The organism is Allobosea sp. 05T433, from assembly GCF_056396065.1.
On record NZ_JBFTKS010000065.1, the window covers coordinates 1 to 7,852 of the forward strand.

The following is a 7,852-nucleotide window of genomic DNA, read 5'->3' on the forward strand; positions in this document are numbered from 1 at the left end:
CGGAAGAAGGTCGAGATGCTGTTCGCGCACCTGAAGCGCATCCTCAAACTCGACCGCTTGAGACTGCGAGGACCATGCGGTGCCCGCGATGAGTTCCTCCTCGCAGCCACTGCCCAGAACCTCAGGAAAATGGCGAAGCTGATGCCGGTAGGAGCGCCGCCACTGGCGGCATGAGGGTGAAGGCCTCTCTCACAAAGCCACCCAGCCTCAATCGATAGTCTACCCAGCGCCGACTTCTTCAACACAATCGGTCGATCCTGGCCTTTCGATCTCGGTCCGAAAGCTGATTCGGTCGAGCCCTTCAACTCGGTTGCTTCCCTCGTATCCTCGCAACTGATCAATCCGGCGCCCTCGGCAGCACGCCCACGACCGCCCGCCCGCGCTCAGTTAGAGCGTAGGTGCTAAAGCCCGCCCACGCTGGCGCGGGCGCCCATTCGATCAGACCCTTGCGAATCAGTTCGTCGCGCGACTTGCTCGGCCGCAAATCGACGCGGCCGGTGTCTGGCCGAAACAATTGCAAAATCCAGATTTCATCGCGCGTCAGCATCCGCCTTCGGTCCACTCTCGGCGAGCGCCTACCAGCAATTTCGTTAGCGGAGCATCGAGCGCCGCGGAGGACTTGCTACTCCGGAGACCCCTCGCTCCGAAGTTCCTGTCCTAACGGGGCGTATCGACCGGCAACTGGCCGGTGTCTCCCACACCTCAGCGGGTGCGCACCGTGCGGAAATAGCTGGCGACATCACCGCCTCTGCCGGCCCACGAGGTGCATAGATTCCAGGCGACATCGCCGCTCGATCCGACATACTGGATATCGGTCTCGAGACCTAAACCAGCACATGAGTCGCCTGCGCCGCCTGCTGTGGATATCGTCACATCAATACAATCGATAGAGGCATCGGTATGGAGATCAATCCGATCTTTAAAGTCATTGACCCCAACAACGTGGCCGAGATCCTCGCAGTCGGTCCCTACAACTGCTCCTGTGCCGGTGGGCTCACAACCTTAACATTCACCCATGTCCAGCTAGATGCCGCCGCACTGTTCCAGTCTACGCCTGCCATGGAGCAGGTCGCGGTGGTTCGTGCTCGTATCGTTCTTCCAACGGAGAGCCTCCGGAATCTTCGTGATTCCCTCAACCAATTAATAGCTGGAGCTGATGCGCAGAACTCCCCCGGATACTCGGAAAGCGCAAATTGACCAAAGCAATCAGTTGCGCAGTCTGGTCCGACTGACCTGGCTTGCGATTGTCCAGAGGTCTCAGTCCGCTGTAATCCAATACTTACCCGGAAAACTTGACGCCGATGCGTCCAGGTGGGGGCGTTGAACTTGCTTCAGCGCTAGCGGTGGCGGGGCTGAAGTCCACGCCGCGTATGGGGCCATAGTCAGTCCCTAGCTATGAGCGCGAAAGCGCGAAGCGAAGAGCCGCACGCCATGGTGTGTGCGAGCCCACGGATTAGGGTATCTGGCTTCACGGCTGGGCGAGGAAGGCTCAAGTTGGCGCCCGGAACTAATTCGGCCAGATTGGATCAAAGGGCGGAGGGATGATCCGCCGAACGTGATCTGCAAGTATTTGAAATTACATTTTAAAATCCGATGCGATGTTCCGTATCCCAGCATTTGCCCCAACGCAGATGACATTCCGGGCCGAGCGCGCCGCCTTTCGAACCTTCGGACAGCTAGCTGTCGTTTCCAAGAAGGTTGTTCAGTCTTGTCCATGGCGACTTTCCGCCGAGGGCTCAGTGAGGGCGGGAGAGGTTGTAGTTGTCGGCCCATGGTCCGATGGCGGCCTGGCGCTCTGCCGAGCTCTGATAGGGTCTTGCATAGGCCCATTCGCGCAGGCTGGTCTGGATGAAGCGCTCGGCCTTGCCGTTGGTTCGCGGGGTGTAGGGCCGGGTGCGGAGATGGCGGGCGCCGGCCTTTGCGAGCGCGGCTGCGAAGAGCTTCGAGCGATAGGCCGAGCCGTTATCGGTCATCACCCGTTCGACCGTGGCGCCGAGACGGCCGAACCAGGCGAGCGCGCGTTCGAGGAAGGCCGTCGCGTCGTCCCGGTCGAGGCTTGGCAGAACTTCGACGAAAGCCAGCCGCGAGGCATCGTCGATCGCGACATGGAGGAGCCGGTCAGCCTGCCCGAACGTAGCTTCCAGGTGCCGGTTCGATCGGTTTCAGCCCGCCGGTACCGGGCCGGTAGGCGGGAACCTCCTCGGCGCCACGATGGGCCTCCATCCAGGCCAACCAGTGAGGCCACCACGACCCCTCGTGTTTTTCGGCGCCAGCCAGCCACTCCTGCGGGCTTTCGGGATAGTCGCTCCGTGTCCAGTAGCCATACTTTGACCGATTGCCCGGCGGATTGATTACCCCCGCGATATGGCCTGAGCCCCCCAGCACGAAGGTCGTCTCGCCGCCCAGAAGCTGCGTGGTTGGATAGATCGAGGTCCAGACCGCGATGTGGTCTTCCTTGGTGGCAAGCACGTAGAAGGGAACGTCGCTCTTACCGAGGTCGATGGGCGTACCGTCCATGGTCAAATGGCCGGGCTTTCGCAAGCCGTTCTCGATATACATCTTTTCCAGGTACCACAGCAGCATCGCGGCGGGCAGCCGAGTACTGTCGCTGTTCCAGAACAGTAGATCGAACGCGGGCGGCTTGCGGCCCATTAAATAGTTCATCACATGGAAAGACCAGATCAGGTCGTTCTCGCGAACCATCGAGAACATGTCCTGCAAGTGATGGTTTTCCAGGTAACCATTCTCAGCCATGTGCTCGCGCAGAACCTGAAGGCGGTCGCGGTCGATGAAGACGCCAATCTCGCCCACATCAGTGAAATCGACCATCGTGGCCAGGATCGTCGCTGTCGCGACACGCTTGTCGCTGCGCGCCGCCATCCAAGCCATTGTGGCCGCCACCAGGATCCCGCCGATGCAGAAGCCGAGGATGTCGAACTTTATTTCGCCGGTCGCCTTACCCATCACGTCCAGCGCCGCGAGTGGGCCGAGGCGCATGTAATCCTCGAAGCTCAGATGGGCGTGCGCACTCGTGGGATTCACCCACGAGATCAGGAAGACACTGTGGCCCTGCGCCAGCATGTAACGGACCATGCTGCTGTCCGGCTTCATGTCGAATATGTAGTATTTGTTGATCCAGGGCGGCACGAAGAGCAGCGGGCGCTTATGCTGCATCTCCGTCAGCGGCTCGTAATGGATGAGCTGCATCAGTTCGTTTTGCCAGATCACCTGGCCGGGTGTCGACGCCAGATCGCAGCCGACGTGGAAGGCTTTGGGGTCGTGGGTGGCGATGTCGAGCCTCCCCTCTCCGCGTTCCAGATCGTCCAGCAGGTTGCGGAATCCATCTAGCAAGCTGCGTCCTTCAGTTTCCAAGAAACGGTCACGCGCCGCCGGGTTCAACGCCAAGTAGTTGCTGGGCGAGAGAGCGCTGAGCAATTGCCGGGTATAGAAGCGGACGCGCAGGTTGTTCTTGCCGTCATGGGGCAGCGACCCGAGAAACTTCTCAGCCGCCCGTTCGATTGCCAGGTGGACGTCGCGCAACCCTCGGCTGAACGGTTCCGAACTCCAGCGACCGTCGCGGAAGCGTCGGTCACTGCTGTCCTCGCCCGGGCCGGACCAAGCTTCGAGCCAGGCGCTTGAGGCGTCCCTCCACAAGTTTATCTGGAATTCGGCCAGCGCCCAGGGATCTTTCAGGAGTTGCAGCGCCACCTGGGTGTAGGCGTTGGCTACCGTCTTGGCATCGACCACTGAGTAATCCTGCCCGGCAGCTTGTGCGACCGCCTTGGCGTGGCTCCACAGCGAAAGATCCAGCGCGCGCTGCATCAGCCCGACGAATTCGGCGGTTTGGTCGGCCATTCTCGACTGGTCCATCCCGTTCCCCTTGTCCACAGCCATGCTGCGCTCGGAAGCTTCTGCCTCAGTGCGAACAGAGTGGCAGAAAGTGCCCGATCGAGCGCGGCCCCGAATTCAGTTCATCAAGAATTCCTAGTCGGCCTCCTCGAGTTACTTGGGCGGCAGGGTGGCGCAATATCGGGGCGAAAATACAGGGACGTTTCATCAGAGGCCCGCGGGCTCCCAAGCTCAGAGGAGTCCGCGGCAATCTCGCCTCGGTGGCGGCGGGCTCGTCGGAGATCGGCGAATCGACGCAGCGCTGATGCCACTCATTGCGCCGCCTTCAATGCGCCAGTGATCCGGGAGCTATTCGTTCGTCTTTATTGGCACCTGGCCCTGCTCCATCACCAATGGACTGCGGGACAAGCCTCCGATGCGATCACGATCTTCGATCAGGGTATGGTCCAGGCGGTGGCCTCGCTCATCCTGCTCAGCGGCATAACCGACCGCGACCCTGTCGCACGCGCGCTCGACATCGTGCCGAAACCGGACCTGCTCATCCGCTTCGAGGCGCCACGCCCCCTCCTGGAGGTGCGCCTTCGGGATCGCTGGCAGAAGATCGGTCCGCTTCAACGCTACTTCGAAATCGATCTGCAAGGCAGCCTGGACCATGTGGACCATGTCGATCTGATTTCGGACATGGTCAGCGCACGCGGGCTCCCCATGAGCCGCATCAGCAGCATCGATGCCCCAAGCCGCAATCTGTCGATCGATCGGATCACCACCGAGGTGCAAGCCAGGATCCGCTGTCGCGGAGGAGCCTACAGCACGCGGTTATCCGGTGCTCTCACATTAAGGCATCGGCCCGAAAGGCGGCTTGCTGTTTTCGCGCGATGGCGAGGGCTCGGTGCTTCCATATTCTATCACGCCTGAGGACGCACTGCGTAGCATGCCGAAATAGTGGGAACGAAAGGCGGGGACGAGGGCCAGCGTCGGATAGAGCGGGTCTGTGAGTGTGCCGAGCCGGCAGGCGATGGGAGGAAGCAGCGTTTTCGAGGTCAGCTCAATCTCGAAATCAGGAAACAGGTCCTGGATGCGGCGCCGTGTCATGGCCCTGACATTGCGGTTCCAGGGATTGGGATAGCGCAGGTCATACCAGATGATCACTCCGTCCGGCGTCAGGACGCGGGTGATCTCGCGCGCTACGTTACTGGCCATGCCGGGGCTCAAGATCGAGGAGAACACCGTGAAAACCAGGATGAAATCGAAACGCTGGTCGGGAAACGGCACGTGCTCGGCATTCGCTTCCGTGAACGATACGTCCGGGCATTTCCGTTTGGCGGTTGCGAGGCTTTCCGGGAGCAGGTCGACCCCGAACAGACGGTCGTTGGGAAAGCCGTAGCGCTGCAACTGGTGGATCAGATCCCCTGTCCCGCAGCCCAGATCCAGGACCCGATAGCGCTTGAGGGGAGGGGTCGTTTCGCGATCAAGCAACCGGTACAGGGCGATATCGCGATCGCGCACCATGCGCAGGCGTCCGGGGCGTTTCTCCTTCTCCGGGTTTACGCGATCCCTGTCCGCATATTTCGCATAGGCGGATTTGAGGCGATCGACCTCGGCCGCCGTCGTGTGATCGCAGACATCGTCAGTGTGTGGACGCATTTGAACGACCGGCATTGCAATCTCCCAGGCTGAATCGCCGATTGCCTCTCGCCAGCAGATGCGCTCGGGGCCATGCCACCCTTTCCAGGCGTGGGGATCAATTGGAACCCTACCGACAACACAGCGAGCGGGACGACCGAACCGGCATCGTGCGTACCCATCGAGGCCTGGTCGCCGCTGAGCTCGAGCTCCCGCCTCATTCGGCCAGACGGTCATCGAGACGCCTGCGAGAGTTTGGAGGCCGCGACGCCCACGGTCGGCATCCAGGTCGCACGCTATGCGAGGGCTCCATTTGCCCGGGGCTTCGGTTTCAAAGGTCAGCTGCGCCCAAGCGAGCCAAGACTGTCTCTGGTAGGCGCGAGGCAAAGGCTCGACATCCTCCGAATGGAGGATGACCCGGCATTTCCAGGCCGTCCGAGTGAACATTCTCCCGTGGCACCGAGACGCCGTCCTGGCGCAATCGCTGCTGGCTTCGTTCATGCGAAGGATGATCAAGGCGGTCGCCGAATGTGCGGTGGCGATCGACGCCAACACCTATTCGGTGCCGTGGCGCTGATCGGCCAGCGGGTCCGGGTCACGGCCGGCGATGAGATCGTGCGCATCCATCATGGCGGGCGGGAGGTGGTCAACCATGCCGAGTTAAAGGGGCGTCATGGCCGGATCGTCGACGATGCTCATCTGGCCGCCTTAGTCGGAACGGCCGAGTGGCTCGTCTCGCTCCGCTAAGATCACTTCCGGATCGACGAGGCCGGCCGCCGCGAACTCAACGATCCGGGAGGCGCTGACGCTGTTTTGCGAGCGGGAGGTCGTGCGCTGCGATCAGCGCCGGATCGACATGTCCTTCGGGCTCGCGCGCTTTCCCTACGTGCGCGATCTCACCGGACTTCGACTTCGGGGCACACTTCTCGCTCGACAAGGCGCAGATCCGCGAGATCGCTACGGGACGATTCATCGCCAATGGCGAGGCGGTCCTGCTTCGGGGCCCGCCGGGCGTGGCCAAGACCCATCTGGCGGTCGCGCTCGGACGCGAAGCCATCGTCACAGGCTACTCGCTTCACGCCGGCGACGACGTTGGTCGCGCAACTAGCCAAGGCCTATGCCGAGGGGCGCCTCGAGGAGAGGCTCAGCCACTACGCCAAGCCGAAGCCACTGATCGTCGTTGAACGTGGCTATCTGCCGTTCGAGCTCGACGCCGCGCATCTGTTCTTCCAGCTGGTCAGCCGTCGTTAAGCTGGGCGCGATGCCGGTAACCTCCAACCGGGCCGTCAGAGAATGGGGCTCGGTCTTCGGCGATCCGATCGTGCGACAGCTATCCTCGATCGGCTCCTGCACCACAGCCACGTCATCACCATCCGCGGAGACAGCTATCGGCTCCGTGAAAAGCGTCGCAGCGGCCTTTTGCAAAAGGCTGCTGCGACGCATCAACCCGCAACCTCCTGAGAGGAAACGGCTTGGGGGTCAGTTCTTTATGACGGAATGGGGTCAGTTTCGGATGGCGGTGGACAGCATCGAATTTCTCGCGCGGTCAGCCGGCTCGAGTAACATGGGGCCGGCGGTCCACCTCTAGTGCAGCACGCCCGCGAGAGCTTGCGGGCCACCGCGACGATCACGCGCCTGCGGCCCTTCAGCCGGGAAAGCCGCGCGCCGAACTTGCGCAGTGGCGACGATTGTCCTCGACCGTTCATGATCGTGTTCGCGGCCAGGAACAGCGCCGAGCGCACCTCGGCATCGCCGGCTTTCGATGTCCGCCCCGGGTTGTCGCGCTCGCCTGACTGGTCGTGGTGCGGCGTGAGCACGAAGTGGGCCGCCACTGTTTTTGACCGCCGGAGCCGTGTCGGATCGTAGACGGCGGCCTTGAACGTCAATGGTGCGATGGAACCGACGCCTGACAGCGTCATCGCCCGCCTGGTTGCGGCACCGAGAGAGCCGAACGAACCGGACCATGGTCGCAGGTTTCGCTGCCACGCCCTCAGACCAAGGTCGGAGGTTTCGGCCCCAATGGGCACAGACCAGCGGCCCCCCAAAGGCACGCGCTGGTCCCGAAAATACCGTGACCTTGTCCTCTAACCACCTATACGTTGGTGGAGTTAATGTGCCCCTAATATTAATCCGCGTTTTGCAATTTGGGGTCCATCATGGCTTCGAGCTTTGTTGTCAATCTCGCCGATCTGAACAAGATTCTTGAGCAGATCAAGGTTGCTGAGCGTAATGTTGCGGGTGAAAGTCTTGTCGATATTATCGGTCAAGATGCATCCTTGCTGCCAATCGGCCTTAGAACGGTCGATGGCAGTAACAATCATCTCCTTCCAGGTCAGAGCCAGGCTGGCGCTGCGGACGGAATCTTCCCGCGGCTGCTGAC

At 61.5% G+C, this 7,852-nt stretch carries 11 protein-coding genes and 1 pseudogene; 6 read left to right on the top strand and 6 right to left on the bottom strand.

Annotation, left to right across the window (positions count from 1 at the left end; genetic code table 11):
• A partial coding sequence (locus AC1DGP_RS34390) for a transposase (RefSeq protein ID WP_476833220.1) occupies nt 1–174 on the top strand: 174 nt, incomplete at its 5' end.
• 163 nt (nt 175–337) lie between these two features.
• Here AC1DGP_RS34390 and AC1DGP_RS34395 read toward each other — a convergent pair.
• Nucleotides 338–547: a hypothetical protein gene (locus tag AC1DGP_RS34395; protein WP_476769850.1), complete on the bottom strand. Its 210-nt coding sequence runs from the start codon at nt 545–547 to the stop codon at nt 338–340.
• A 353-nt stretch (nt 548–900) separates the two neighbouring features.
• Here AC1DGP_RS34395 and AC1DGP_RS34400 point away from each other — a divergent pair, with 353 nt between their 5' ends.
• The gene (locus AC1DGP_RS34400; RefSeq protein ID WP_441508957.1) at nt 901–1,197 is read left to right on the top strand and encodes a hypothetical protein; all 297 of its coding nucleotides are present in this window, start codon (nt 901–903) and stop codon (nt 1,195–1,197) included.
• Between the two features lie 539 nt (nt 1,198–1,736).
• Here the strand turns inward: AC1DGP_RS34400 and AC1DGP_RS34405 are convergent.
• The 4 genes from AC1DGP_RS34405 to AC1DGP_RS34420 all read right to left on the bottom strand — a co-directional run bounded on the left by AC1DGP_RS34405 (nt 1,737) and on the right by AC1DGP_RS34420 (nt 5,709).
• Complete coding sequence (locus AC1DGP_RS34405; RefSeq protein WP_476833221.1) at nt 1,737–2,144, bottom strand: DDE-type integrase/transposase/recombinase; 408 nt, start codon at nt 2,142–2,144, stop codon at nt 1,737–1,739.
• Entirely contained in the window at nt 2,119–3,894 is a 1,776-nt protein-coding gene (locus AC1DGP_RS34410; protein WP_476769848.1) for a PHA/PHB synthase family protein, read from the bottom strand. Before AC1DGP_RS34410 ends, AC1DGP_RS34405 begins: the two co-directional genes overlap by 26 nt.
• A 303-nt stretch (nt 3,895–4,197) precedes the next feature.
• Nucleotides 4,198–4,626: a hypothetical protein gene (locus tag AC1DGP_RS34415; RefSeq protein WP_476833216.1), complete on the bottom strand. Its 429-nt coding sequence runs from the start codon at nt 4,624–4,626 to the stop codon at nt 4,198–4,200.
• A gap of 57 nt (nt 4,627–4,683) precedes the next feature.
• Nucleotides 4,684–5,709 (bottom strand): class I SAM-dependent methyltransferase, encoded by a 1,026-nt coding sequence (locus AC1DGP_RS34420; RefSeq protein WP_476833217.1) that lies wholly within the window; start codon nt 5,707–5,709, stop codon nt 4,684–4,686.
• A 175-nt stretch (nt 5,710–5,884) separates the two neighbouring features.
• Between AC1DGP_RS34420 and AC1DGP_RS34425 the strand changes: the two genes are divergently transcribed.
• The 3 genes and pseudogenes from AC1DGP_RS34425 (at nt 5,885) to AC1DGP_RS34435 (ending at nt 6,933) form a co-directional block, all read left to right on the top strand.
• Nucleotides 5,885–6,049: a hypothetical protein gene (locus AC1DGP_RS34425; RefSeq protein WP_476769845.1), complete on the top strand. Its 165-nt coding sequence runs from the start codon at nt 5,885–5,887 to the stop codon at nt 6,047–6,049.
• Nucleotides 6,040–6,219, top strand: a complete 180-nt coding sequence (locus AC1DGP_RS34430) for a Mu transposase domain-containing protein (RefSeq protein WP_476769844.1) — start codon at nt 6,040–6,042, stop codon at nt 6,217–6,219. Before AC1DGP_RS34425 ends, AC1DGP_RS34430 begins: the two co-directional genes overlap by 10 nt.
• 146 nt (nt 6,220–6,365) lie before the next feature.
• Nucleotides 6,366–6,933, top strand: a pseudogene (locus tag AC1DGP_RS34435) (ATP-binding protein).
• Between the two features lie 26 nt (nt 6,934–6,959).
• On the opposite strand, the gene AC1DGP_RS34440 reads toward AC1DGP_RS34435, so the two are convergent.
• Complete coding sequence (locus tag AC1DGP_RS34440; protein WP_476833218.1) at nt 6,960–7,391, bottom strand: transposase; 432 nt, start codon at nt 7,389–7,391, stop codon at nt 6,960–6,962.
• Between the two features lie 237 nt (nt 7,392–7,628).
• On the opposite strand from AC1DGP_RS34440, the gene AC1DGP_RS34445 reads away from it, so the two are divergent.
• Nucleotides 7,629–7,852 (top strand): hypothetical protein (locus AC1DGP_RS34445; protein WP_476833219.1); only part of this gene is annotated, 224 nt, incomplete at its 3' end.

Coding starts and splice junctions, on each gene's coding strand:
- AC1DGP_RS34395 (WP_476769850.1), bottom strand. CDS start 547: ATGCTGACGCGCGATGAAATCTGGATTTTGCAATTGTTTCGGCCAGAC.
- AC1DGP_RS34420 (WP_476833217.1), bottom strand. CDS start 5,709: ATGACCGTCTGGCCGAATGAGGCGGGAGCTCGAGCTCAGCGGCGACCA.
- AC1DGP_RS34425 (WP_476769845.1), top strand. CDS start 5,885: ATGACCCGGCATTTCCAGGCCGTCCGAGTGAACATTCTCCCGTGGCAC.
- AC1DGP_RS34440 (WP_476833218.1), bottom strand. CDS start 7,391: ATGACGCTGTCAGGCGTCGGTTCCATCGCACCATTGACGTTCAAGGCC.
- AC1DGP_RS34410 (WP_476769848.1), bottom strand. CDS start 3,894: ATGGCTGTGGACAAGGGGAACGGGATGGACCAGTCGAGAATGGCCGAC.
- AC1DGP_RS34400 (WP_441508957.1), top strand. CDS start 901: ATGGAGATCAATCCGATCTTTAAAGTCATTGACCCCAACAACGTGGCC.